Origin of the sequence: Rhizobium sp. TH2, from assembly GCF_024707525.1 — a bacterium.
Classification (GTDB): domain Bacteria; phylum Pseudomonadota; class Alphaproteobacteria; order Rhizobiales; family Rhizobiaceae; genus Rhizobium_E.
Map to the genome: position 1 here is coordinate 129,043 of NZ_CP062233.1, position 25,414 is coordinate 154,456.

A 25,414-nucleotide genomic window follows, 5' to 3' on the forward strand; every position below is an offset into this window, starting at 1 on the left:
AGAAAGATTGGTGAGAGAGCACCGCTGGAACGCGCTCATCTTGATACAGTTCCCGCTGACCACTTCCCTATGAAATTCTCCAAGCCCGTCCCAGCTGGCCTTAGCGACGGACGGAGTAGAGCACTTGCCCGATCAACTCTTGGGTCTGGGTCTTGCTGAGCGCCGCGTGCCGGCGGCTGGCAGTTCCCTCAAAGCACCCTACGTCCGATCTGCTGCGGAATCGACGGTCGCCTTGAACTGTTCGAGCAGGCCGGTAAGGTATTCGTCGAACGCCACCTCCTCGACATTGCTGTCGTCATGAAGGCGCTTGTGGACCATGGTAATTGCCTTCGCATCACGCACTTCCAGGACGTCGCGCAAATAGCGACGGGCGCGTTCCACCAAATGTTTGTCGCAACGACTGCCAAAAGCGCCAGGAAGCCGATGGCAAGCAGCGCGAGCTTTGAACTGACGAATTGGCAACTGCCAATCGGCATCCTAATGACAGACTTGGCTCCAGCTGACGAGGTGGATTTCCATCGGGCTACCGTCGTGCACTGCACCAGGTGCATTACCCGCCGCACGATGGAACTCGAGGGGCGCCATTTCTGTTACCTCGCCAACGAGACGATCATGTTTCGCGTAAAGGAGAATGGACATGGGCAGCACTACAGACAAGGTCGTGGGCAAGGCAAATGAAATCGCCGGTCAGGCCCGTCAGGACGTGGGCAAAGCGGTCGGCAACAAGGAAATGCAGGGCAAGGGCATGGTCCAAGAAGCCAAGGGCGATGCCCAGCAGCTGAAGGGTAAGGCCAAGGACGCCCTCAAGAATGTCGTGGATGGCGCCTGAGCATCACTCTTTCCCAAAAAGTGGAAGAGGCGCTTGACCAGAAATGGGAGCGCCTCTTTTTATCACCATCCGGTACCAGCAAGGCTGATCCACGTCGTCGGTTCCGGCGGTAGATAGTCTCTCAGCGCCATTTCGATGGCCCGACGCTGCACCGCTTCTAGCAATCCTATTCATACAACGCCTGTCGGCGTCCAACCAGCTTGGTTGGCGCCGCGTCAACCAAGGACGATTTCCTGTGAAAACTCTTGCCGAACTGTTCGAGCATACGCTCAAGGACGTCTACTATGCCGAGAACGCCCTTACCAAAGCGCTCCCCAAAGTCGCCGGCGCCGTCAGGAATGCCAAGCTGAAAGCGGCGGTCGAGGCCCATCTTGAAGAGACCAAGGAGCAGATCGAAACGCTCAAGAAGGTCTTCAAGACGATCGAGGTCAAGCCGGAAGGCGTGAAGTGCGACGCCACCGATGGCCTGATCAAGGAGGCCGAGGGGTTGATGGAAGAAGCAGAAGGCGTCGCTCTTGATGCCGGGCTAATCGGCGCCTGTCAGGCCGTCGAACACTATGAAATCTCGCGCTATGGATCACTGCGCGAATGGGCCAAGGTGCTCGGCAACGAGAAGGCACATGTGCTGCTGACCGAGATTCTTGACCAGGAAAAGGCGGCTAACGCCAAACTGACAACGCTAGCAATCACCACCATCAATTCAAAATAGGCGGTTCCTGACTTTGAAATCTCTGGCCTCGTCGCAACAGCGTCGGGGCTCTTTTTCATTTTCATACCAATCAAGGAGTGGCTTTCATGACCCGCGATCCCGAGGTAGATCTTGCGCAGGTGAGTGATGTCCCGCAGGGATCAACCAGGCTACAGAAATATGTCGGGTGCATGTTGTTCCTGATGGTCATCTACAGCCTCTACATCGGGCGAGAGTTTCTCACACCGATCGTGCTCGCCTTCCTGCTGGCGCTCACTCTGACACCGGTGGTTCGCTTCCTAGCCAAACGATCCATTCCGTCGGCACTTTCCGCAACGCTGCTGATAGTCGTGACCGCTGGGGCGATCGCCGTACTCGTCTACGTCACCAGCGGGCCGATCTCGGCCCTTGTCGCCGATGCGCCGGCCATCGGCCAGAAACTGCAGAACAAAGTCCACACTCTCCAGACGACGGTGGAGAAGGCGATCAAGGCAACCGCTCAGATCGACTCGGCCACGGACGCCGTCTCCGACACCAATGTCCAGAAAGTTGTTGTCGCCCAACCCGGCATTCTGTCTCGCGCGGCCGGCAACGCCGTATCCATCGGCACGACACTCGCCATTACATTCGTGCTCTCCCTGTTTCTGCTCGCATCGGGCACGATGTTCTACGAGAAGATAATCCAGAGCGTGCCCAAGCTGAGCGAAGAAGCGAGCCCTGAAAGTGGTCTACAGCGTCGAGCGGGAAATCTCCCGATACCTTTTCACGATAACCATCATCAACGCGGCGCTGGGCGTGGCGGTCGGCGTGGGCCTGTGGCTGATCGGCATTCCCAACGCGCTCGTCTGGGGCGTGGCAGCGGCGATCCTGAACTTTCTTCCCTATATCGGAGCATTGGTGACCATCCTGCTAGTCGCGGTGATCTCGCTCGCAACCTTGGACGGCATTGTATTGGGTCTCGTGGCACCAGCGTTCGTGCTCGCATGCAACCTTGTCGAAGGGCAGTTCGTCACACCGCTGATGCTGGGCCGTCGGCTCGAGCTGAACACTGTCGCCGTCTTCATCTCGATCTCTTTCTGGTCCTGGATCTGGGGTTTCATCGGCGCGCTACTGGCCGTTCCCATCCTTGTGGTGATCAAAGTCGTCTGCGATCATTTCGACCCGCTCCAAGCCTTCGGCAACTTCCTGTCGGCACAGCAGACGATGCAGAAATCCGAGGAGTCAAGGGCTCCTCTACTTTTGGAACCAAAGTGGCCGCATCGGTGTCGCTCTATAAGGTGCGAACGCATTTCCGCCGCAGAGAACAAACGGTCTCCGGCAAACCCGGCGCGGTTCACACCCGACAGGCCCCGGCGAACTTACATCGTGCCCGACATCGGCAATAGATATGTCAGCATCAACGCCCAGCCAGGGAGTTTGAACGTGAATTACGAGGCAGAGGTGACACTCGATGTATTCCGGGCCGTTCCCTCGACGATCGACGAGATGCCGCTCGCCGAAATACCGCTCGACATTATGCCGTCCCTGCTGCCGTCGCGTTTCGTTCCTTCGGACCGCCTGGCAGCCTTCGCCGAGCGGGAGTTTGGCCACTTGCCCAAGGGCCATCAGCGCGTAACGGCGATCTGCAACTGGATCTACGACAATCTGGAATATCGTCGCGGCTCATCGAACGAGCAGACGACTGCCACGGAGAGCCTGCTGTTGCGGGCCGGGGTCTGCCGCGACTTCTCGCACCTTGGCATCGCCTTCTGCCGGGCGCTCGACATTTCCGCCCGCTTCGTGAGTTGCTATACCTACGGCCTAGAACCACGGGATTTCCACGCCGCCTTCGAATGCTTTCTGTCGGGCCGCTGGTGGCTGTTCGACGCGACGCGGCAGGCCGATCTGGATGGCCTCGTCCGTATCGGCGTCGGTCGCGACGCCGCGGAGATCGCCTTCGCCTCGCCCTTCGGCGAAATGGAAGCAGGGCCGATCAAGATCACGATCGAACATGCGGATGGTTCGCCGGAACTGCCGGGCAGGACCACTGACGCGATCTCGACCGAAGAGCACGCTCCGAACGCAGGTGCCAACTGATCTTGGCCAGTCTACTGGTCCGGTTTCGTGCACAGCTCACGCTGGGCTCAGGGATGAGTTGCCCGGGTGATGTCAGGTTAACTTTCCTTGAAGGCGTTCGTTGTTAGCTCGCCGCATGAGCCAGAATCCTGTCAGCTACAAACGCCCTCGTTACCCGGCTTCGGTGATCGCGCACGCGGTCTGGCTGTATTTCCGATTTCCGCTGAGCCTGCGTCTGGTCGAAGAGATGCTGCTGGAGCGCGGCGTCGTGGTTTCCTATGAAACGATCCGGTGTTGGGCGAAGAAGTTCGCGCCAGATTAAGCCGGCCGCTTGCGGCGGAGAGCGCCGAATCCAACTGATGTATGGCATCTGGACGAAGTCGTGGTGACGATCGGCCGCCGCAAACATTGGCTCTGGCGCGCCGTCGATCAGGACGGCTACGTTCTCGACGAAATCGTCCAGGCGCGCCGCAACACCAAGACTGCCATGCGCCTGCTGATCCGGCTGATGAAGAAGCAGGGATGCCTGCCGAAGCGCATCGTCACCGACAAGCTTGCCTCCTATGGCGCCGCACGGCGGCAGGTAATGCCCACGGTCGAGCATCGATCGCTAAAGGGATTGAACAACCGAGCCGAAAACTCGCATCTGCCGCTGCGGAAACGGGAGCGGATCATGCAGCGATTTCGCTCGCGGGTTCGCTGCAACGTTTCATTAGCGTCTTCTCCGCGGTTCGAAATCTCTTCGTCCCTGCCAGCTCCAAACACTCAGCAATGCCCTTCATCTGCATCGCCTCGGAGCGATGGCACATTGGAAGGCGGTCACGTCGACAACCGCCTAATCCAACCAGCGTGCCGAAAGTGTACGTGATCGAGTTAACCTGACATCACCGCTCCAGCTGCAAGCGCGCGCTGCATCGCATCATCAATATTGCTGACCTTGAGTTGAAAAATCGAGCTTACCGCGCCCGGGTTCTCTCGGAAAGAACGGTCCACCGTAGGAAGGGATCTTTTCGCGGTTGGGCTTTGAGCTTGCGACCCACATCGGAAGACTTCAGATCCGCATCTCGACGCCGCTAAATCGCCCGTAAAATTCCCTGCGCGTGGCTTCGGCAGAATCTTGAGTGACGAGATACGAAACTTTACCTCGCCTCATGTCCCGAGCAAATGCGGGCCGCTTTCGATTCGACGTCCTTCGGATCCAGCGTTGCGCTTCCGCCTTGGCGATAAATGTCATCCGAAATGATTTTCGAACAGGCCTCGAAATCAGATGGGCGAAGCAGCATAGCGCTCACAATACTGGCCGCCGAGAGCGCGATTGCCAGCAAAAAAAGCCCGGCAACGCCCAGCCTGAAGCGCCCCACCGTATGGATTCACTTTTCCCGACATATCTCCAGGTTTCGTGATAGCGGCCCACCTATTCAGTTTGACTTTTCCTCGGCGATCTCGGCCATATCAAGCCGCCAGCATGGCATCGAAGAGGGAGTTGAAAACATGGGTATCGAAAGTCTCGTCATATTTCTGATCATCGGAGCAGTCGCAGGCTGGTTAGCCGGTGTTATCGTCAAAGGTTATGGCTTTGGCCTGCTGGGAAACATCGTCGTGGGCATTGTAGGCGCCCTTATCGCAGGCCTGCTGTTTCCGCGTCTTGGCATAAGCCTGGGGGCTGGCTACGTGGGTGCTATTTTGTCTGCCGCACTCGGCGCCATTATTCTGTTGCTCCTGCTTCGTCTGATAAGACGGGCTTAACTTCAACGATCGTCCAATCCGGCGGTACTTCGGTTTCGCCGGATTGGGCAAAATCGTCCGCACTTGGTCCTCGAGTTCTTTGACGAGGAGATTTCCGCGTTCCAACACACAGGCAAGCGAAGGTCTTAATGGGAGCAGAACCTGAGACCCGTCATTGCTCTGGCTTGGTCCTGATCGGGTTCGACCCCCCGACTTCGTTATAAGTGCCAAACGCTCTCAATAGTAGAGTCCAAGACCCATTCAATCTGTTGCGCTTGTAGTGATCACGACATATCCGTGATCAGCAAGGTTCGGCCCAGCGCGGCGCCGAATGCCGCCAGGCTCGCCCACTGTAGGACCATGGATCTTCGGAACCAAGCATGTCGATACAAAGCTGAACGCTCGATCGATGCTCTGTGGGACACCGTCTGAGATATCGAATGCACCACTATTTTGCCGCCTGCGGAGGTGATCCTGATTAAAGTGGGCCTGTTTTATCAGCACACCAAGACGGATCTAATGTGATTGCAACTTCTTTATGAACTCGGCGCGGGCTGCGAACCGCCGTTGAAGAATTAAGCCGGCCGCCTCAGACACCGAGATATCTGTCCTGGAATTCCGGTGTCAGGGCGTCGGGCGGGCCTTCGAATACCGTCACGCCCTTTTCCAGCACGAAGCACCGGTCGGCGACCGGCAAAAGTTCGGACAGGGTCTTATCGACGACAAGGATCGATTGGCCGGCCTCTTTGAGGGCCCGGATCGCCGACCAGATATCGCGGCGGATGACAGGTGCGAGACCCTCAGTCGCTTCGTCGAGAACCAGAAGGGCCGGATTGGTCATCAGCGCGCGGCCAATGGCGAGCATTTGCTGCTCGCCGCCCGAGAGAGTATTGGCATATTGGCTGCGTCTTTCACCCAATCGGGGAAAAAGCTTGATAACCCGGTCGAGCGTCCATGCGCCGCCGCGCGCGGCGGCGACCAGATTTTCCGTCACGGTAAGGTTGGGAAAGCAGCGGCGTCCCTCCGGCACGAGGCCGAGGCCGAGGCGCGCGATGCGGTGCGGCTGCATGCCGGCCACTTTGCGGCCAGCGAACGTGATGCTGCCGGCGCGCGGCCGGACCAGACCGAGGATGGAGTTGATCGTCGTCGTCTTGCCCATGCCGTTGCGGCCCATCAGCGCCACGACCTCGCCCTCGCTGATATCGAGAGATACGCCGAACAACGCCTGGGAGGCACCATAGAAGACTTCAAGTCCCTGGACAGAAAGCATTGTCATGCCGTCTCTCCTAGATAGGCACGGCGGACTTCGGGGTCGTTGCGGATCTGATCCACCGTGCCGGTGGCGATGATCCGTCCATATACGAGGACCGATATCCGGTCGGCCAAGGCGAAGACCGCATCCATGTCGTGCTCGACCAGCAGGATCGGCGCTTCATGCCGCAGGCCGTCGAGGAACCTTGTCAGGGTCTTCGAGCCTTCGGGGCCCATCCCGGCCATCGGCTCGTCAAACAGGAACGCCTTCGAGCGGAGTGCTAGTGCGATCGCGATCTCGAGCTGGCGGCGTTCGCCGTGTGACAGTTCGGCGGCCGGCAAGCGGGCGCGGCCGGCCAGGCCAACGCGCTCCAGTACGGCCATCGCGGGGCCGGTCAGGCTCTTGTCGCCGGAGACGGACCGGAAGAACCGGAAGCTTGAGCCCTGGCGTGCCTGCACGGCGAGCATGACATTGCGCAACGCCGAGAATTCCGGCGCCAGAGACGAGATCTGGAAGCTGCGGCCCAAGCCTGCTCGTGCCCGCGCGGCCATATCCATGCCGGCCATGTCCCGGCCGAGAAAATGGATCGCGCCGCTGTCGAGCCTGATCGAGCCGGAGATCTGGTGGATCAGCGTGCTCTTTCCCGCACCGTTGGGGCCGATCAAAGCATGGATCTCGCCCGGCATCAGGTCGAGGCTGACGCCATCCGTGGCCTTCAGCGCGCCGAAGGATTTTCTGAGGTCGCGTATTTCGAGGACCGGCTCAGCCATGGCGGACGTTTCCTGACAGCAGGCCGAGAAGTCCGCCCCGCGCGAACAGCACGACGCCGAGCAGAACGAGGCCGAGGAAGAACTGCCAGCGCTCGGTCAATCCGCCGAGTGCATATTCGAAGAGCACATAGAGCGCAGCACCGGCGACCGGGCCGAAGAGCCGGCCTTTGCCACCCAGGATGATGAGCACGATCAATTCGCCGGACATATGCCAGGACAGCATCGAAGGACTGACGAACTTGTTGAGATCGGCGAAGAGCGCGCCGGCGACGCCCGTGATCATCGCCGAAATGACGAAGGCAGTCAGCCTGATGCCGAACGGCGCGATGCCGACCGCGGAAAGGCGCGTCGCATTCTGTCTTGCCGCCTGCAGCGCGGCGCCGAAGCGCGAGCCCTGGAGCAGCCAGAATAGGCCAAGCGCCAGCATCAACATGCAATAGCAGATGAGGAAATAAGGCAGCGGTTTGGCCGTGTTCAGGCCCGGGAACTCATTCCTGATATAGATGGACAGCCCGTCTCCGCCGCCATAGGCAGGCCATGACTCGGCGAAATAGTAGATCATCTGCGCGAAGGCGAGCGTGATCATGATGAAATAGACGCCTGTCGTACGCAAACTGATCGCGCCGATCGGGAGGGCAATCAGGGCGCAAACCACGACCGCGATCAGCCAAATGACCGGCATGGATGTCGTGCCGTCGAATCCGAAAACCAGCGGCGTCGCTTCGTAGGCATGCGTCGCGAGAATGCCGGCGACGTAGCCGCCCAATCCGAAGAAGGCCGCGTGTCCGAAGGACACGAGCCCACCTAGGCCGAGCGCGATATTGATGCCGACCGCCGCCAGCGCCAGTACCGCGATACGTGCAGCGAGGGTGACGTAGAACGGTTCGCCGAATGCAGACGCGCCGAGCGGCACCGCCAGCAAGAGCAGGGCCAGCAGCGTGTTGACCAGGATTTCTCTGTTCATGCCGGGGTGGCTCACCATGACCGCCTCATGTCTGTGCCGAAAACAGGCCGCTCGGCCTGAAGGCGAGGATGAGCGCCATTACGATGTAGATCAGCATCGAAGCCACTGCAGCGCCGATCGTGCTGGCCTGCGCCGCCGGAAGGGCCAGGGCGAGCATTTTCGGAAGTAGGAAACGGCCCATCGTATCGACCAGTCCGACAAGGAGGGCACCGAACATCGCGCCCTTTATCGATCCGATGCCGCCGATGACGATGACGACGAAGGCGAGGATCAACACTGGCTCGCCCATCCCGACCTGAACTGATTGCAAAGCGCCGACCAGGGCGCCCGCGAGACCGGCAAGGGCCGCTCCGAGCGCGAAGACCACGGTGTCGAGCGTCCGGATATCGACGCCGAGTGCGGCAATCATTTCCCGGTCGGACTCGCCGGCGCGAATGCGCATGCCGAGACGGGTGCGCGAGATCAGGACATAGAGGCCTACCGCGACCACTACGCCGACGCCGATGATGGCAAGACGGTAGAGCTGGTATTGACCGACGCCGGGTAGCGGGACTGCGCCCTGGAGAAGCGGTGGGATGTTCAGATAGAGAGGAAACGAGCCGAACAGCCAGCGCGTGCCCTCCGAGAGGATGAGGATCAGCGCGAAGGTGGCGAGCACCTGATCGAGATGATCGCGTTCATAAAGCCTGCGGATGACGACGATTTCGATGATCGCGCCGGCGGCCGCCGCCGCGACCAGGCTGGCCACCAGCCCGAGCCAGAATGAACCGGTCGCCGCAGCGACGGCCGCGCAGGCAAAGGCGCCGATCATGAACAGCGAGCCGTGAGCGAGGTTGATGAGGCCCATGACGCCGAAGATCAACGTCAGCCCCGCAGCCATCAGGAACAGCATCACCCCCAACTGCAGCCCGTTTAGAATTTGCTCTACCAGCAGTGCGATGGACATGGGCGATCGTCTGTTCTCGATTCAGGAAACGATGCGAGTGCGAGGCATGCGCCGACAGTCAATCTGCCGGCGCGCGAGCCCGTGAAACGCCGGTGATGGCGGAGCCTACATCTTGCACTGTTCGGCGTAAGCGTCCTTGTGCTGCTCAAAGGCTGTGGCGATGATCTTGTTGGTCAGCACGTCGCCTTCTTTCACAACCTCGCGGACATAGATGTCCTGGATCGGATGGTTATTGGTGTTGAAGGAGAACTTGCCTCGCACCGATTTGAAGTCCGCGGCCTTGAGTGCGGCACGGAACGCGTCCTTGTCTTTGACGCTCGCCTTGGACAACGCCGAGAGGATCAGGTTGGCCGTGTCCCAGCTCTGGGCAGCATAGACCGAGGGCAGACGATCGTATTCGGTCTTGAACGCTTCGACGAACTTCTTGTTGGCTTCGTTGTCGAGATCCTTCGCCCAGCTTGCTGAATTCTTGACCCCGAGGGCCGCGTCACCCACGGCCGGTAGAATGTCCTGGCTGAACGAGAATGCGGGGCCGAGAAGAGGTGTGTTGACGCCCGACTGGGCATATTGCTTCATGAACGCGATGCCCATACCGCCGGGTAAGAAAAAGTACACCGAATCCGCGCCGGAGTCGCGGATCTGGGCGATTTCCGCAGCATAATCCGGCTGGCCGATCTGGGTATAGATCTCGCCGGCCAGTTCGCCCTCGTAATAACGCTTGAAGCCGGTCAACGCATCCTTGCCGGCCGGATAGTTCGGCGCGAGGATGAACGTCTTCTTGTAATCCTTGTTGGCATACTCTCCCATCGCCTCGTGGAAATTGTCGTTCTGGTAGGCGACGTTGAAGTAGTTCGGATTGCATTTGGCGCCGGCAAGCGTCGACGGCCCGGCGTTCGGCGACAGATAAATGATGTCCTGCCCCACCACACTCGGCACGACCGCCATGGCGAGGTTCGACCAGATGATGCCGGTCATCAGGTCAACCTTGTCGCTTTGGATCATCTTTTCGGCAAGCTGGACGGCGATTTCGGGCTTTTGTGCGTCGTCCTCGATGACCAGTTCGATCTCCTTGTTGCCGGAAAGCTTAATGGCGAGGGTGAATGCATCGCGCATATCGATGCCGAGGCCCGCGCCGCCGCCCGAAAGCGTGGTGATGATGCCGATCTTCACCGGCTCGGCATATGCAAGGCTTGATGCAGCCAGCGACAGGCCGACGATGCCGGCTACGATGATTTTCCTCATTATGGTCCTCCTCCTGGTGTTCCCGATATTCAGTCGTCACCTGTTCCAAGCACGGTGCAAACGTCCATGCGGTAATGCGTTCCGCACTGGCAACGGATTGCGCCGCCACCGGCAGAAACGGATTCCGAAATCGAACCGACCGATCTCCCTTGCATGGGTCCCGGCGCCTTTTATGCACGGGACCGCGATGGTCGATCAACCGGCCTCTCATATGCGCTGCCTGCCTTGAGAATCTACTCAAGAGTCGCATCAGTCAGATGATAGTTCAAGCATAAAATTTCGCAGGCTCAGCGGAAACGGAAAATAGAGGCGCTGGTGCACGGACCAAATTTCAACAGTTCCCGCCTATGTAGCTTCGATTGAAAACAGCTTGATTGATCATCCATGCCACACAAACATAACGCCGCTCGCCGTCATCACATCAGCAAGATGAATTAAGGTGACGAACTGGGCCGAGTATGATGCGGGTCTGCGCCAACGTGGCAGTCTGACCATTTGGGTGACGTCGGAGGCTGTGGACGGTTGGGCAGCACCACGACGCAAGACAAGAGGAGGCCAGCCGCGTTATTCCAATCTGGCGATAGAGACCGCCCTGACCCTGGGCCTCGTATTCGGCTTGCGGCTGCGCCAGGCGGAGGGCTTTCTGACATCAGTGCTGCGGCTGATGGGACTGGATCTCGCCGTTCCCGACCATACGACGCTGAGCCGTCGGGCGAACAAATGGCGATCGCCGAACAAGCGGCAAGGTCATCGACTCCCAGGAAAAGGGCCTTTCCATGTTCTCGTCGACAGCACCGGGCTGGAGGTCTACGGCGCCGGCCAATGGCTGGAAGAGAAGCATGGTGCCAACTCCCGTCGGCGATGGCGGAAACTGCACCTGGCGCTGGATGCCGACAGCGGCGAGATCATCGCTCACGTCATGACCGACCAGGATGACGGCGACGCCTCGCAGGTGGAGATGTTGCTCGACCAGATCGACGACCCCATCGGCCAGTTCACGGCCGATGGGGCTTACGACGGCAACCCAACTTATGACGCCGTGACCAAGCATAGCGCCGGCGCTGCGGTGGTCATTCCGCCACGCGCCAATGCGGTGGGACGGCCAGACACCGATCTCTCCTGCCAACGAGACCGTCATATCGCTGCGATCAACGCCGATGGACGGATGAAATGGCAGGCCGCTACCGACTACGGCAAGCGATCTCTGGTCGAGACCGCGTTCGGTCGCTATAAGTCGATTATCGGGCACCGACTGAGGGCACGCTCATTCGCCGCGCAACAGACGGAAGTCGCCATCGGCTGCGCCATCCTCAATCGAATGCTGGCATGCGCGCGCCCGAAGTCCGTCCGGTGCGTGACAGCTCCCGCATAGACACAGCATCAAAGACGGAAATCCGTTCAGTTATCGACCGATGCACCAACGCCGGACGCGATTCAAAAAACTTTCGCTATGGCCGGAAAGTCGGACAAGCATGCGGAACGGCAGCCGCCTTCTTGCATTGTTCCGGCATAAGAACTCGGATGACGTCATGCTTGAAAAGGCAAACACCAAACCGGAGGAAGACCCTCACGGGCGACTAGCCGAACGGCCTTCCGAGATACCCGCTCTTGGTCTGTGGGATGTGATTGTCCGGGTTTATAGCGAGGTGGTCGCCGACCGCGTAACCTTGATCGCCGCCGGCGCGACTTACTTTATTGTTCTGGCGCTGTTTCCAGGAATGGGCGTTCTCGTTTCAATCTACGGCTTCATGTCCGATCCCTCCGATATTGGCGAGCAAATGGGGTTCGTCAGCTCTTTTCTGCCGCCAGGGGCGTTCGACCTTCTTTTGCCGCAGTTGCAAGCGCTTTCGAGCAAAGGCCGGTCAGAGCTGAGTTTTGCCTTCGGGTTGAGTCTGCTGCTCGCCTTTTGGAGTGCCACCAGCGGTGTGAAAGCACTATTTGATGCCATGAACATCGCGTACGCAGAAGTCGAAAAACGCAGTCTGGTTCGCCTCAATCTCATGGCATTCGGGTTCACATTAGGCGCTATAATCGTGCTCGTACTTTTGCTCGCGATCATCGGGGTCATCCCGCTGATATTGAAGGCGCTTTACCTCGACCAATGGGCGGAACTGCTGGCACGGGTCGCGCGATGGCCGTTCGTGCTGCTTCTGAGCGGATGCGCGACCATGGTAATTTATCGATACGGACCGAGCAGGGAGAACGCCAAGCTACGCTGGATTACATGGGGAGCGGCGTTCAGCACGCTTACATGGGCAGTTACTACGGTAGCGTTTTCAGTCTATTTACTCAACTTTGCCAACTATAATGCTACCTACGGAACGCTGGGCGCTCTTGTTGCCTTTATGATCTGGATCTGGTTGTCAATCGTAATCCTTATCGTCGGCGCGGAACTGAATGCCGAGCTCGAACATCAAACAAAATGCGATTCAACAACGGGCCCGCCCCGTCCTATGGGCGAACGAGGTGCAGTGATGGCCGACACATTGGGTGAAGAGGCAGGTTAACAACCTTCATGGATTTTCGCTGGGTGAAGGTGTCGTAATACTCGACCATCTTCCAATAGGAATGCAGGGGCGGACGCGGTTACCCCGGCGATACTCATTGCCGCTTCACGGAACGCCCCCGAAATCACAATGCCCGCCGGATGCCTGCCCTTAGAAACTCATCGGCGGTCTTTCGGCTCGGTGATCAGTCCGGGAACGTTCGAACGCTATCACTGTTGTATCCTGTCCAATTCGGAAGGAAAGTTCATGCGCGATTGTGTTATTGTTGGCGGGGGCCCAGCCGGGTTGACTGCAGCGCTGTACCTTGCACGCTACCATCTCTCATCGACTCTAATCGATGGTGGAAAAAGTCGTGCAGCTCTGATCCCGCTGTCACACAATCACGCCGGATTCCCGGACGGGATAAGTGGGCGTGACCTTCTGGAGCGAATTCGCCGACAGCTGGCATTATACCCCGCGGAACTCATTCACGGGCAGGTCGAAAGCATTGATCTGGAAGACGGCATTTTCCGCCTCAAGGTCGAAGGGAGCCTGCTGGACGCGAAGAAGGTCCTCCTAGCGACCGGAGTGATCAACCATCGGCCGCAGATGCCGGATGATCTTCACGACGCGGCGTTAATGCGCGGACTGCTGCGCTATTGTCCCGTCTGCGACGGGTACGAAATCACCGATAAAGACATCGCCGTGACGGGTTCGGGAAGCCGTGCATACGCTGAGGCGAAATTCCTTCGCAGCTATACGGCGTCGATTGCGGTGTTTCCCGATCACGGTTCGCTGGACATGTGCGAAGAAGAACTGGCCGAACTCTCGGACCTCGGCATTACGGTGCTCGATGAGCCGCCGCTCGGCTTTTCGATTGCGGAGGGCGCGCTGGAGGTCAAATTCTCCGACCTGACCCGCCGGTTTGCTTCGGTTTACCCGGCGCTTGGTTCGGACATTCAATCCGACCTCGCCGTCTCATTGGGAGCCGAGCGGTCGGAAGGCGGGTGCCTTTGGGTCGACAAGCATCAGCGCACAACTGTACCCAACCTCTACGCTGCAGGCGACCTGGTTCTCGGACTGGACCAAATATCCCATGCCATGGGTCAAGCGGCGGTTGCCGCGACCGCCATTCGGAATGATCTCTCGTCAGAGAAAGTCCTGCAGCGTTAATCGCGCCTCTGATGGTCAAGCTGCTGGCGCGAACGGCGGTGTCTTTGATTGAGTTGCTGCGATCGACGATCAAAGTAGCCATCCCATTCTCACTTTTCGCTTTGCCTGGGAGCCGGCAGAAAGATCAAGGTGAAGATTGCTGCGGCGGCGACACAAGCGACCAGCGGCGGCCAAATAGCAGCGAAGACCAATAGCCAAATTACTTGCCGAGGGTTATCGCGATCGAACGGTTTTGCGAAATGGACAAATATCACCACTGTAACGAGTAGCCAGATCATGACGAGGTTGCTTTGCATGCGCTTTGCTCCTGATGTAGATCTCCGTTGAAAGCACGGCCGCTAACGCACAATCTTGACCTTCCAAACAGATGTTCGAACACCGGTCGACGTACGTTCGCCGTGTGCGGGATGATCAATGGGGACGGGCTCAAGAAGGAGCGTGGGACCCTTCATCATACTGATGCCCAGTAGCTCAGCGCTCGCGTTCACAATCGAAGCTGGAAACTTCTCGCCGCTCACATGTATGCAAAGCTGGTCATTCGTCGAGGGGATGGACTCGGTCTCAGAGTTATCCTCTGGCGAAATCAGCAATACGGAATTCAACTCGAGAGACCGGCTTTTGGTCTGTCCGATCCAACTGCGCATACCTTTGCTTCGCGTTGCCTGGTGGTCCATTTCTATCGGCTAGCCATTTGCGTCGGTGCGATTTGTGCAGTGTCAACTCCGTAACCGGAAACCGCGGAGCTACCGAAAGTGGCGGCTGACACTAGAAGTGAGCTCGCGACAATGATCACCGAACTTACGGCGAGAGCAAGCGGTCTGAGCGGATTTCGGGGCGTCGCGTCCGGCATTTTGTTTCTCCAATGATGTGAGAGTCGAATCCTCGGGCAAGCCAAATGTTCCTAACGATCTAGCCGTTTCGTAAAATTGCGAAACTTGGACGCTTGAATCGACTTTAAAGCTTACGAGAACACTTGGTAGATTACGTTGAATCTCCGAGTTTTCCGATCATATATCCCGACCGGTTCATCTCGCCGTAACCCTCGCCTTCCCTGTCCTCGCTTAGTCGTCGTCGTTTCCAATACCCGATACAACCCGTGACCGAGCAGCCGGCGGATTATTACGTCGTTACGGAAAAGATCGTCGTCGGTAACGCGCACTGCTTGACTTTGTCGCAATCAAGAGCGGCAAGGACCACACCGACTATGGCTTTGCCCTCGTCAACAACAGGCATTTGATGGTCGAGCCGCCGCCCTTTTCATTCAGTGATACAAAAAATAGAGCTTGAGCTTTCGGACTCCTCAGTGGATCGACAACGCCCGGCCGTCGATCATTGCGACGAATTGATGGTCGCGCCCTATGTCATCGGTATCAAAGCCCAGTCCGCACCGACGTTGTGCCAGCAAGGTTTTCACGGTAGCCTTGCGCGGATAGCCAGACACTTCGCATTAGCCTGCGTGGCATACCCGTTCGATCACTAGGAGTTTTTATGAAAAAAGGCTGACTGCGATGTGACGCCTGAAGGCGCTCCGGACTAGCGCGGGATGAAACTAACCAGGCATTCGCAAAAAAGGCAAATGAAGAGAACAGGCTAACCAAGCCAAGACGCTGCGCCATCATAATATGAAGCTTCTCGGTTGGCCCCTACGACGAACCGCGGGTAGAGAGTACGATATCCTGAAGTAAATCACGACGGCGGCGGACGATGTACATAAAAGTCGGCCGCCAGTTATTGACGGCCGACTGACCCTAGTTGTTGGCAATGGACTTTAATCGACGTTTACAGTGCCTTTGATCACGACATCCGGATCGTTGCGCTGTTCCTTGATAATGATCTTCTTCTTGACGACGACATCCGGGTCGCGTTCCTTCACAACGATGCTTCCAGTCGTATCCACATCGGTATCGCGCTTGATGATGGTTACATCGTCGGCGACCGCAAAGGTGCCGAACGAAAAAGCTGCCGCAAGGCCAAGTGCAAGAATCTTCGTCCTTCAAACGATTGGAAAAGCGGGGCCTCCTTCAGGCGAGCCAATACGTCCTTTATTGAGCCGTATTGCGTCCAAGTCCTACCTGCCACCATCATCATTTTCGCTTGGGGGTTCTTCCGGTGGGCGATCCGCCGTCAGAAAAATCCCGATCGGACGCAGCGCCTCGAAATTGTCGCACGCCACTTTGAGAATGACGAGGATGGGCACCGCCATCAAGGCGCCAATAAAGCCCCACAGCCATGACCAGAAAGAAATGGAGATGAAGACGAACACAGCGTTTAGCTCCAGCCGCCTCCCCAAAAGCATTGGCGTGAGGAATTGACCTTCGAGAATATGGACGAATAAAATAAAGGCTGGGGCGATCAAGCCGTAGGCGGTGTTGTCAAACGTCGCAATCGAGATGCTGCCGACGAGAACGATGGCAATCAGCGCCCCGATGTAGGGTAGGAAGTTCAGCACCGCCGAAGCGACTGCCCAAACAAGTGGATTGGGTATTCCGAGTGCCCATACCCCCACGCCGACGACAATACCAACGATTATGTTGATAATGGTAATCGTGAAAAGGTAGCGGGAGATTTCTGTCTGAATGTCGTAGATGATTTTGAGCGCCCGCTTCTTGTCGCTCAGATTGGGAAACAGCTGGAGTATTTTCTGGTAAAACATCGTGCCAGAGGCGAGCAGGAACAGCGAAAGCACAAAGGTTACCGCCAGCGTTGTTCCCACCGACAAAAGATTTCCGGCGGCCCGCGATAATATGCCAGGCTGAGCGACCACGACCTTTTGAGTGCTCTCTCCCGATACATTTTCCGAGACGGCGTCGATCTGGGCTGTTGCCTGGATGGCCTTGTCAAACATCCGGCGCACCGTTTCCATGCGATCGCGAAGCTTGGCTCCTATCTCAGGGGCGTCAGAAATCATCTGAGAAATCGGCCCACTGGTCGCGTAGCTCAACGCTCCGAACGAGCCAGCAGAAAAAATGATGAGAATTGTCGCGGCCACAGCTGGCCGCATCCCCCATTTGCCCATGTATCGTACGACCGGGGTTAGCGTCGTCGCAAGGATGAATGCAAGGAATACCGGCGTAAGAAAGTCTCGCCCGATGTAAAGGCCATAGACCGCAAGCATCAGGAAGATGCCGACGATATAGGGATGAGATTTGCGACTTACCTGGAAGGGCAGGTCCGATGGTTTACGCGATTCATCGTTCGGCATTGCCACCTCGGGTAGTCATTTGCGATCAAAAGTGCAAATCAGGCGGATCCCGAAAATATCCCGTCTTCACAGCGACTGACCGCCGTGAGACAGGAATGTCATACTTGCGGGCTTCTCATAAAAATGCGGCGACCTAGCGGGCCGCCGCAATCCGATTTAAAAGTTTCAGACGCGGGGGTAGCGCCCGCGCTCCTTGGTGATCTCGTCGGCGTTGTAAGGGTCCCGCGTCGGATCGAAGCCAGTCCAGCCTTCCTGCTCGTAGCTGCGGCGGCGTGCAACTGGATCGACCCAGCTTTCGCCTTTGAGAATGCCATCGACTTCAGCGTAGCGGGAGTCGTCAACACGCGCGGTTACCAATGTACCGCCACGCCGAACACCTTCGGCGTAAACATGCGCCTCAGATTCGGACACGCCTTCCTCTGTCAAGGCGCCAACAATGCCACCAGTCGCACCGCCAACTGCGGCGCCCGCCACAGCACCGACGGCCGTTGCAGCCAACCAGCCAGCCGCGACCACGGGTCCGACGCCTGGGATGGCCATCAGCCCGAGGCCGGTAAGCAGTCCACCGGTGCCGCCGACGAGGGCTCCGATGCCGGCGCCCGTGCCCGCCCCTTCAGCGGCGTTGGATTCGTCGGTATAGCGCCCGTCGCCATTGTTGGAGACGATCGAAATGTCGTCAGCGACGATGCCGGCGCTCTCAAGCCTCGAGACGGCAGACTCGGCATCACGGTAATTGTCAAAGAGTCCGGTAACTGTTCTCATGGAAATGCTCCTTGGGTTACAAGCTTATTGGGCGACAACATTACCTTGATAATCCAGTCCCACCGGACCGGACTTGCCGTCTTTCGTCGCCGTGCCGCGCCACACGCCCTGGTCATCGAGTTTGAGCGAACCGACGTCAGTGTAGCCCGCCTCTGCGATCCGTTCCTTGGCCTGCGCCTCAGTAAAGCTGTTGGCGCCTTCCACGGGAGCCGTGGCGTTTTTGGTGTCAGGCGTGGTCACCGCAGGCGCATCTCCCTGCATGCCAAAATGCTCGCAATTTGTGCTGTTGTTGCCGAGATTTAAACAATGTCAGCAGGGACGGACCGCAGACCGTTTGCACCGTCGTTTTATCGAAGGCCGAGGAACGAAAGAATTGCGATAACGACCACAACTGCGCCGACAATCCAGATAATACGATTCATAAGGCTCTCCCAACTTTCAATGCTTAGATTAGCGCGCCTCCAGACTACTAGCGGCGTGCGGGCATTAATGAAATCGGTCGGCTTTTGTTCCAAATCAGCATTGAAATTCGAAAGAATCGACGGCTAAACCGGCTATCCGTGGTGACCAGAGGAGGAACGGTGTACTCAAAGCGACAGCGTCCGCAAAGCTGTTGGATGCAAAAACAGATTCCCTCCTCTACGAACCTACCAACCAGCCTATTGAAAAAGGCGCTCTAAAGCGCCTTGTTCAATATCTTTGACGGGGTCATTAGTCAGGGGTGGGTCGCTGCTGTTTCGCTAGATGTGACGGCATCGGCGATCTTGTCGAACCCTTCATCCACACGCTCCCGAGCAACATCCCGTACATCGGAAACAACATCGGCGGCGGCGTCCAAGGCTTGCGCGGCAATATCACCACCCTTTTCCATCGCCTTATCAGCCTCGACTTTAACGGCATCCTTTACCTTCGTCGCTGTGTCGCCCATCAACGCATCTTCCTGATCCGTGCGTGGCAGAGCCGCGCCAATCGCAGCGCCGAAGGCGAAGGCCAAAGCCCCACCCACCAGCGGCTGATCACGAAATGTAGTCTGGATCATATCGTTGAAACGGGCTGATTGATGCTGCGCGGCTCCAAACGATGACGAGGCAGCTTGCGACACAGATCGACGGCCGTCGGAAACGGTTGAGCCAACTTCCGCCACAGTGTCGGTAATAGCCGTCCATGTACGTTGCGCCCAACCCGATGCCTCATCAAGCGCGCTCCCGGCTTCGTCCACGATGCGGTCGATCTGCTGACCACTCGCATCCACGAAACCGCGGAAGGTGTTTCCGGCATCGTCCATGAAGTGGCCCGCCCGACGGCCGGTCTCATCGGCAAGTGCCCGGAAAGACTTCCCCGAGCTGTCTTGGAAGTGACTGTAACGCTTGTCACCGTCCAGGACGGCTGATCGTGAGCGACGCAGTTCGCCGACGATCGGCGCGAGCGGATAATCGAGTTCCTTGACCGACGCAGCTTCGTTGGTGCTTTGTTGGACTGATGGCTTGGCCATCAGCCAGGCAAGCCCTATCCCAATCAGTGCGACCGGAAGCGGATTGCTCACTGCGGAGCTTTTCAGGTTAGATGCGAACTCCGTGCCGCCATGGCCTTTGGCATAGGCGAGCGCCTCGTCGATCAACTGTCCTGGCGATAGCTTGTCCTGAATGGCGCCGAGCTTGTCCTCGATGCGACGGCGGTCCTGCTCTATTTCCCGCTCAATCTGCGAGCTCTTCTCATCAACATGGATCATGACATTTTCTCCTTGACGACTTCCGCGTCACGACGCAGCGAATTGGCGGTCCGCGGCAGTGTGGGGCTGGTGTTGCGGACGATCGCGATGCCACGAGAAATCGCTACCCACGCGGCCAAGCCGACCACCAAAGCAACGACGAGTGATGCGATGGCGTCCGCATTGGCTTCCCTGAACCCCATCGCGACCAGAATGGCGCCAAGCCCGTTGACGATCGCCGCCAGCATAATGCCTACCGCGCCGATCGCGAGGACGAGCCCGATTGCAAACATCTCCAAACCGGAAAGGGCGTTTGAGAGCTTCGACGACGCCTCGGTCTTCGCCAGCTCTATTTCCTTGCGGAACAGGCCGGAAATGTCCGAGACCAACCCCGATATCAGTTCCCCTAGGGGACGTGAATCTCCATTAGTCATTGTAGGTCTCCCTCTGCTGATTTGATTGTGAAGCGGTCTGCATGGAAGATGTCGTTCGATCGTTCGACGCCATCAGAAACCGGCTGGCAGCCAGTCCGGCGACGGCGGCAATCCCCAAAAACGCAAAGGGCTGGCGGCGACCGAAATCCTCGGCAACCCCCGCGATTTGACTCAAATTCTTATCCTTGACCTTTTCGGCGAATTGGCGAGCGGAGGCGCCGAGTTGGGCCGTATAGTCGCCTATGGCTCCCGCATCTTCTGACTGCATCTCCTTGCCAACGCGTTCGAGTGCGCCGGCTATTTTCTCGATCTGTTCAGCAGCGCGGCTCTTTTGCTGTTCGGCGACGTCAGTTGCCTTTTCGGTCGCCTTGTGGGCTACGTCTTCCACCGTCCGCTTTACGCTGCTAACATCTTCCTCGATCTTGTCTCGAAGCGTCGAGGTGGCGTCTTTCGCAGCGACGGCGTTACGGGCAATTGAACGCTCGAACTCTGTGTTCTCGCCGCTAGGCGGTGCGACGGGGCTGTATGAATTTCCGAATGTGTCTGCCATGAAAACCTCCCAAAAGGATGTGGTTCGCATGACCCGTCTAACGCGGATCATGGATGGACAGAGAATTCTAAAACAAGCGCTTAGTTCCAAACGCCTTAAAACGGCTCGGAAACTGGGCGCCGTTGGTGCACTCGGGAGGCGTTGCTAGCTCGTGCTTTCCGATCAGTCGTCCTGCGAGGTCCGATAGCTCGATCATGGGTTACTCACGTGCGTGATTGGAACCTTGCGCTGCGATATTGGTTCGACCTCGCCATCAAAAACAGATGATAAACAACGCAACACGCTTGGCACGGGGACTCATATGTCGCTGACTAAAATCTACGCTAATCTGAGCTGCTCGGATCTCGCCGCCAGCGCGGCTTGGTTCGGCAAGCTTTTTGGCCGTTCACCCGATGCGCGCCCCATGGCGGGACTGGCCGAATGGCACCATGCAAGTTCGGCAGGCTTTCAGCTTCACCAAAACCCTGACAACGCGGGTCGAGGCACCATAACGCTTATCGTCGATGATCTCGTTGTAGAAATAGCCCGGCTGGGCGAGGAAGGCATTATCACAGGCAAAATAGAAGAGGCGGACTATACGAGCATCGTTCGCCTTCAAGATCCAGATGGCAATCTGGTGGTTCTAGCCCAACCAAAAGCGTAACTCGTTCATCGCTCAGCAAAAGGGGTGCTCAATGATCATTCTGGCAGTCTGCATTGGGCGTCCCGAGATTCTTCCTGGAAAACGTCAGAGGACCGGCATCAACAAGCATGCGGTTATTGGCTCGCTGTCCGTTGACCAAGGGTGGTTTAGCAGGTGACGCGATCTGTGATCGAAGATATCACGGCGACCCTGATCAGGCGGTCTACGTGGAAGGTAGCCGAAGCCTTGATCAGTGGCGCGCCGACCTGGGCATGTCGATAGCGTACGGAGAGTTTGGGGAAAATCTCGTCATCAATGACCTCGACAACAAAATCGTGGCGGTTGGGGACAGACTAGTGATTGGAGAAGTCGTTCTCGAGGTGACGGCACCAAGAATGCCCTGTGCAACCTTCGCAGCCAAAATGAACGATCCGCAATTCGTGAAGCGTTACCGAAAGGCGGAGCGACCCGGCTTTTTCTGCAGAGTGATCAAGGCGGGAGAGGTCAAAGCCGGAATGAGCGCCACGCTGAAACCTTACACCGGAAAACGGATCACCATGCCCGACATGATGAGGGATTACGGCAGGACGATCGCTGGCGAGAGGTTAGCCGACTACTTGGCTACTCCAATTCATGAAAAGCTGCGGGCATCACTAACCACTGGAAAAGTTAAATTCTGAAAGCCACGAGCAAGCACGTCTCCGTATGGCGCTCAGTGGGACGTGTGCGTTCAAGATGTCGGCGGACAGGTGAATTGTGGGGCGCTGGACTGCGCCGCATCCAGGATCGCCGCTGGACCAACATCGCCGCGAGCAACAGACCTAGGCGAGAAGTCGTGGTCAGACGTGCAAGAAGCGGTGAAAACGCGGGGTTTTCGATGAAAGTGTTCCAAAACGATGCTTTAGGAAGCTGGAGTAAAAATATTAGCCACTGCACTCGGTGTTAACGTCAGCGATGATCATCTTGCGCAATAACGATCGGCGTCGAGCGATTTTCTATCGGCGGTTTGGTAATTTTCCGCCTTAATGCGTTTACTCTTGGGCGCCATGGTAAATGATGGTGAGACTCTGAATTTGGAGCGGGCTTTGAGCGGGACTAATAACTTGGGTAACGCGGCGGCAGGGGTCCCTAACGGGTCGGGTTCTCTAGCGGGGAAGACGCTCTCTGGTCGAACTATCCTCACTCTCGTCGGAGTTGCGGTCGTACTCTACGTTGGTCAGGAAGTGTTCGTGCCCCTGGCGCTGGCACTGCTTCTAACCTTCACACTTGCGCCAATCGTGTCGTTCCTGCGCAAACGTTATGTACCCCGGATCGCGGCGGTCCTATTAGCTGTTACCGGCGCTTTCCTTGTGATTGTAGCATTTGGGTTCATCGCTGCGGGACAGGTCGCAAATCTCGCTGAAAACATTCCAACCTATCAGCGCAATATTGTCGCCAAGGTCAACGCGCTCAGCAAAGCTGGATCAGGCAACGGCGTGCTCGAACATCTCAGCAAAGTCGTTGAGCGGATCGGCTCGGAAATGCAGGACACGGCCGAGGAAAGCAAGCAGAACCAGAGCGGACCTGATCCTGTGCCCGTGGAGATCATCACGCGCGCCAATCCGGTCCAAACGCTGGGCAATTTCATTTTGCCGCTGATCAGACCTTTTGCAACGGCCGGTCTTGTTATCGTCCTCGTGATTTTCATGTTGCTGGAGCGTGAAGAGTTGCGGGACAGATTCATCCGCCTGGTTGGATTGGGAGATCTCCACCGGACGACCACAGCACTTCAGGACGCCGGGACACGGCTGGGCAAATACCTGTTGATGCAGTTGATGGTGAATACTCTGTATGCCCTGCCCATTTCAATCGGCCTGTGGATGCTCGGCATTCCGAACGCAATTCTTTGGGGCCTGCTCACCCTCGTTCTCCGCTTCGTCCCCTATATTGGGCCTGTTATCGGCATGATCTTGCCGTTGTTTCTAGCACTTGCAATCGCACCGGGCTGGTCATTGGTGGCCTGGGTCGCCTCTCTTTTCATTGTTACTGAGCTGATCAGTAACAACGTCGTTGAACCCTGGCTTTACGGAAGCCACACTGGACTTTCCCCGTTTGCCATTATCGTATCCGCAATCTTCTGGTCGTGGCTCTGGGGGCCAGTAGGGCTTATGCTATCGACGCCGCTAACCGTGTGCCTCATGGTCCTTGGACGATACGTTCCGCAGTTCAGTTTCCTCGACGTGCTTTTTGGGAACGAGCCCGTGTTGCAGCCTCAGGAGAAGCTTTATCAAAGGTTGCTCGCGGGCGATCCGAACGAGGCGACGGACAATGCCGAGGATTTTCTCGAAGATGAATATCTTATCAATTACTATGAGAAAGTCGGCCTCCCGGCTCTGCTGCTTGGCGAGCTGGACCGCCAGCGGGGGGTAATGACGGAGGCTCAGATCGCCGTGTTCGCATCCACCAGTCAAGTTTTAATAGGCAACCTTGCAGACATCGCGATAGAGGAGGAGTCGGAGGACGAGGACGTCGAAGCCGCCATACAAAGTCAACTTGACCTTGAAACCAACCTGCCGGATGGCGAAGGGAAAACCGTACTTTGCGTTGGCGGCCGAGGTGCGATCGATGACGCAGCCGCCTCGATGATCTCTCAGATTTTGGCGGTCCAGGGCGCGTCGGTTTCGCAGGCTGACCATTCGGCGTTGAGTGGCAAAAACCTAAACGCTTCAAGTCTCTCTGAGATCGACACCGTTCTACTGGTGTTCCTCAATGCAGGCTCCAAAGCTCATGCCCGGCAGAGCGTCCGTCGTCTGAAGAGATTAAAGCCCACGCTTCGTGTTGGGATCGTAATGCCTTCATTGGACAGTCAGCGCGCTGCTCCGATATCGGCGGACGAAATCGATGCCGACTTTATCGCCTCTAACATCACGGAAGCAGTTCGCGATGCGCTGATCGTAGTCGAAGCTGTTGTGGTAAAGCCGATCACGAGGCGGGTAGTGAAACGTCGTCAACGTCGCAGTGGGGCACCAAAACCGAACGACGTTGTGGTTTGACTGAACCGCTCCGGGTTTGCCGGAGGCCATTTCGTTTTTATGCGGCCATGGCTGCTTCGTCCGGCATGGCGTGACATCACTCTTCAGCTTCGGCTCGCGGTATATCCTTCTGATAGGAAGAGCGTCCGAATATGGCTCTGCCGACGACGCCCGTGAGACCGGCGTCCTCAAATGCGTCCGTCAAGACGCACCAACGCTTGAGTGCCCTTTCGGGACGCTCCATCGGGCAGTCCGGTGGCTTCCGACAAGAAGGCCTTCAACGAGCCACGCCTGTCTCGGCGGTAGCAGATGGCGCCCACCTGCGCGACGTCGAACTCGACGATTTCATCGGAAACTTCGTTCTGGAAATCGTCGTCAAGCATGTTCGCCTCCGGTTGATGGGGCGACCCCCAGATACATTAGTACGCACCCGTAATCGATACCATCTGGGCTGCTGATCGACAGGGGTGTATTAATCACCTCTCAAGCAAGCGCCTGGCGGCCGGTCACGACATCCATAGATATCGAGTAATAGGTCGGCGTTCGGTCGCCATCTTTGTCGCCATGATGAACGACCTGCCCCCCTACCTCCCACCAGTCATTGTGCCGTTGAAGGATTTTCCAAGCCTGCTGTTTCTCATCGTCGCCAGTAAATTCATGAAATAGGCCCTGCACGACCGCACACTGCCATTTGTCGCGCCTCTCGATGTTCTCTACTTCAAGACAAACAACTGGATTTGACCGCATGAATTCGAGTTTCTGCCCCGGCATGGAAAAGGAATATATAAGTCTATTTGAACACACGAAGGTGATTGGAACAACGTAGGGCCGACCATCCTTGCAGCAGCCAAGCCGGCCTATGCGTTGGCTTTCAATGAACGCAACGCAAGCGCTGTCCGACATATCTTTGATGTTCATGGATGCTCCTCAATGGCAACAACGGTGTCTGGGAAAGCCCAAGCCCTTGGCTTCAGCTCGATCCCTCTACAGCCGAT

22 protein-coding genes and 6 pseudogenes are annotated in these 25,414 nt (G+C 57.4%); 13 read left to right on the forward strand and 15 right to left on the reverse strand.

The features are described from left to right. Positions 1–198: 198 nt before the first annotated feature. Positions 199–318: a hypothetical protein gene (locus IHQ71_RS30730; RefSeq protein ID WP_374990081.1), complete on the reverse strand. Its 120-nt coding sequence runs from the start codon at positions 316–318 to the stop codon at positions 199–201. Positions 319–637: 319 nt separating this feature from the next. Here IHQ71_RS30730 and IHQ71_RS30735 point away from each other — a divergent pair, with 319 nt between their 5' ends. From IHQ71_RS30735 to IHQ71_RS30765, 7 genes and pseudogenes are all read left to right on the forward strand, one after another. Next, positions 638–829 (forward strand): CsbD family protein, encoded by a 192-nt coding sequence (locus IHQ71_RS30735; RefSeq protein WP_258163261.1) that lies wholly within the window; start codon positions 638–640, stop codon positions 827–829. A gap of 235 nt (positions 830–1,064) precedes the next feature. Next, entirely contained in the window at positions 1,065–1,538 is a 474-nt protein-coding gene (locus tag IHQ71_RS30740; protein ID WP_258163262.1) for a ferritin-like domain-containing protein, read from the forward strand. Between the two features lie 182 nt (positions 1,539–1,720). After that, positions 1,721–2,161 (forward strand): annotated as a pseudogene (locus tag IHQ71_RS30745) (AI-2E family transporter); the annotation flags it as partial. A 79-nt stretch (positions 2,162–2,240) separates the two neighbouring features. Beyond that, a pseudogene (locus IHQ71_RS30750) lies at positions 2,241–2,612 on the forward strand (AI-2E family transporter); the annotation flags it as partial. A 243-nt stretch (positions 2,613–2,855) separates the two neighbouring features. Beyond that, positions 2,856–3,593 (forward strand): annotated as a pseudogene (locus IHQ71_RS30755) (transglutaminase family protein); the annotation flags it as partial. Between the two features lie 115 nt (positions 3,594–3,708). After that, a pseudogene (locus IHQ71_RS30760) lies at positions 3,709–4,411 on the forward strand (IS6 family transposase). Between the two features lie 652 nt (positions 4,412–5,063). Next, positions 5,064–5,318 (forward strand): GlsB/YeaQ/YmgE family stress response membrane protein, encoded by a 255-nt coding sequence (locus IHQ71_RS30765; RefSeq protein WP_258163493.1) that lies wholly within the window; start codon positions 5,064–5,066, stop codon positions 5,316–5,318. A 568-nt stretch (positions 5,319–5,886) separates the two neighbouring features. Here the strand turns inward: IHQ71_RS30765 and IHQ71_RS30770 are convergent. The 5 genes from IHQ71_RS30770 to IHQ71_RS30790 all read right to left on the reverse strand — a co-directional run bounded on the left by IHQ71_RS30770 (position 5,887) and on the right by IHQ71_RS30790 (position 10,471). Then, on the reverse strand, positions 5,887–6,573 hold the full coding sequence (locus IHQ71_RS30770; RefSeq protein ID WP_258163263.1) for an ABC transporter ATP-binding protein: 687 nt from the start codon (positions 6,571–6,573) through the stop codon (positions 5,887–5,889). Further along, the gene (locus tag IHQ71_RS30775; RefSeq protein WP_258163264.1) at positions 6,570–7,319 is read right to left on the reverse strand and encodes an ABC transporter ATP-binding protein; all 750 of its coding nucleotides are present in this window, start codon (positions 7,317–7,319) and stop codon (positions 6,570–6,572) included. Before IHQ71_RS30775 ends, IHQ71_RS30770 begins: the two co-directional genes overlap by 4 nt. Next, positions 7,312–8,283: a branched-chain amino acid ABC transporter permease gene (locus IHQ71_RS30780; protein ID WP_258163494.1), complete on the reverse strand. Its 972-nt coding sequence runs from the start codon at positions 8,281–8,283 to the stop codon at positions 7,312–7,314. Before IHQ71_RS30780 ends, IHQ71_RS30775 begins: the two co-directional genes overlap by 8 nt. Before the next feature lie 25 nt (positions 8,284–8,308). Continuing rightward, the gene (locus IHQ71_RS30785) at positions 8,309–9,229 is read right to left on the reverse strand and encodes a branched-chain amino acid ABC transporter permease (protein ID WP_258163265.1); all 921 of its coding nucleotides are present in this window, start codon (positions 9,227–9,229) and stop codon (positions 8,309–8,311) included. A 105-nt stretch (positions 9,230–9,334) separates the two neighbouring features. Beyond that, the gene (locus IHQ71_RS30790; RefSeq protein WP_258163266.1) at positions 9,335–10,471 is read right to left on the reverse strand and encodes an ABC transporter substrate-binding protein; all 1,137 of its coding nucleotides are present in this window, start codon (positions 10,469–10,471) and stop codon (positions 9,335–9,337) included. Between the two features lie 384 nt (positions 10,472–10,855). Between IHQ71_RS30790 and IHQ71_RS30795 the strand changes: the two are divergent. The 3 genes and pseudogenes from IHQ71_RS30795 (at position 10,856) to IHQ71_RS30805 (ending at position 14,130) form a co-directional block, all read left to right on the forward strand. Further along, positions 10,856–11,843, forward strand: a pseudogene (locus tag IHQ71_RS30795) (IS5 family transposase). Positions 11,844–12,000: 157 nt separating this feature from the next. After that, on the forward strand, positions 12,001–12,978 hold the full coding sequence (locus tag IHQ71_RS30800; protein WP_258163267.1) for a YihY/virulence factor BrkB family protein: 978 nt from the start codon (positions 12,001–12,003) through the stop codon (positions 12,976–12,978). A 246-nt stretch (positions 12,979–13,224) separates the two neighbouring features. Next, positions 13,225–14,130, forward strand: coding sequence for an NAD(P)/FAD-dependent oxidoreductase (locus IHQ71_RS30805; protein WP_258163495.1), 906 nt, complete (start codon positions 13,225–13,227; stop codon positions 14,128–14,130). 89 nt (positions 14,131–14,219) lie between these two features. Here IHQ71_RS30805 and IHQ71_RS30810 read toward each other — a convergent pair whose 3' ends face one another. The 7 genes from IHQ71_RS30810 to IHQ71_RS30840 form a co-directional block, all read right to left on the reverse strand. After that, positions 14,220–14,426, reverse strand: a complete 207-nt coding sequence (locus IHQ71_RS30810) for a hypothetical protein (RefSeq protein WP_258163268.1) — start codon at positions 14,424–14,426, stop codon at positions 14,220–14,222. A gap of 1,772 nt (positions 14,427–16,198) precedes the next feature. Continuing rightward, positions 16,199–17,332, reverse strand: a complete 1,134-nt coding sequence (locus IHQ71_RS30815; protein ID WP_258163269.1) for an AI-2E family transporter — start codon at positions 17,330–17,332, stop codon at positions 16,199–16,201. A gap of 165 nt (positions 17,333–17,497) precedes the next feature. Further along, positions 17,498–18,094, reverse strand: coding sequence for a general stress protein (locus IHQ71_RS30820; protein ID WP_258163271.1), 597 nt, complete (start codon positions 18,092–18,094; stop codon positions 17,498–17,500). 24 nt (positions 18,095–18,118) lie between these two features. Continuing rightward, positions 18,119–18,355 (reverse strand): PepSY domain-containing protein, encoded by a 237-nt coding sequence (locus IHQ71_RS30825; protein ID WP_258163272.1) that lies wholly within the window; start codon positions 18,353–18,355, stop codon positions 18,119–18,121. A 454-nt stretch (positions 18,356–18,809) separates the two neighbouring features. Beyond that, positions 18,810–19,823 carry a DUF3618 domain-containing protein gene (locus IHQ71_RS30830; protein WP_258163273.1) on the reverse strand — a complete coding sequence of 338 codons (1,014 nt, stop codon included), beginning with the start codon at positions 19,821–19,823 and terminating at the stop codon, positions 18,810–18,812. Continuing rightward, entirely contained in the window at positions 19,820–20,236 is a 417-nt protein-coding gene (locus IHQ71_RS30835; RefSeq protein ID WP_258163276.1) for a phage holin family protein, read from the reverse strand. Before IHQ71_RS30835 ends, IHQ71_RS30830 begins: the two co-directional genes overlap by 4 nt. After that, positions 20,229–20,786, reverse strand: a complete 558-nt coding sequence (locus tag IHQ71_RS30840; protein WP_258163277.1) for a nutrient deprivation-induced protein — start codon at positions 20,784–20,786, stop codon at positions 20,229–20,231. Before IHQ71_RS30840 ends, IHQ71_RS30835 begins: the two co-directional genes overlap by 8 nt. Positions 20,787–21,087: 301 nt before the next feature. Between IHQ71_RS30840 and IHQ71_RS30845 the strand changes: the two genes are divergently transcribed. The 3 genes and pseudogenes from IHQ71_RS30845 to IHQ71_RS30855 all read left to right on the forward strand — a co-directional run bounded on the left by IHQ71_RS30845 (position 21,088) and on the right by IHQ71_RS30855 (position 24,440). Further along, positions 21,088–21,429, forward strand: coding sequence for a VOC family protein (locus tag IHQ71_RS30845; protein ID WP_258163278.1), 342 nt, complete (start codon positions 21,088–21,090; stop codon positions 21,427–21,429). Between the two features lie 31 nt (positions 21,430–21,460). Next, a pseudogene (locus tag IHQ71_RS30850) lies at positions 21,461–22,088 on the forward strand (MOSC domain-containing protein). A 366-nt stretch (positions 22,089–22,454) separates the two neighbouring features. Next, positions 22,455–24,440, forward strand: coding sequence for an AI-2E family transporter (locus tag IHQ71_RS30855; RefSeq protein WP_258163496.1), 1,986 nt, complete (start codon positions 22,455–22,457; stop codon positions 24,438–24,440). Positions 24,441–24,607: 167 nt separating this feature from the next. On the opposite strand, the gene IHQ71_RS30860 is transcribed toward IHQ71_RS30855, so the two are convergent. Then, positions 24,608–24,802, reverse strand: a complete 195-nt coding sequence (locus tag IHQ71_RS30860; RefSeq protein ID WP_258163280.1) for a hypothetical protein — start codon at positions 24,800–24,802, stop codon at positions 24,608–24,610. 100 nt (positions 24,803–24,902) lie between these two features. Next, a complete protein-coding gene (locus IHQ71_RS30865; protein WP_258163282.1) occupies positions 24,903–25,337 on the reverse strand; it encodes a pyridoxamine 5'-phosphate oxidase family protein in 435 nt (144 codons plus the stop codon). Positions 25,338–25,414 lie beyond the last annotated feature (77 nt).